This window comes from Neisseria sp. P0009.S007, from assembly GCF_051962515.1.
On record NZ_JBQCVF010001172.1, the window covers coordinates 1 to 256 of the forward strand.

Sequence of the window (256 nt, forward strand, 5' to 3'; positions counted from 1 at the left end):
GATTTTTAAGGACAATCTGGGTGTGGTAAAGATGTTCCAAAGAGAGCATGCTACTTACTATTTGACTGATGACAATAAAACCCGAATCAGTTTTTGTGACAGCAAAGACCATCTCACCTGGGATACTATTAAATGGGTGAGCGACAGGAAGTTTCCTGAAGACTTGACCAAGCAAGAGTTGATTGAGGCGGTATTGAATAGGCCTGAAGATTCCGGGCCGAAGGGTACGGTAAAAATTGAATTGAGGGGTAAGGAT

Annotated in this window: 1 protein-coding gene; it reads left to right on the forward strand. The window is 42.6% G+C overall.

Annotated features, from left to right (window positions below):
- Nucleotides 1–22: 22 nt before the first annotated feature.
- The coding region (locus tag ACTHS3_RS18185; protein WP_440368822.1) for a hypothetical protein at nucleotides 23–256 on the forward strand (234 nt) is incomplete at its 3' end.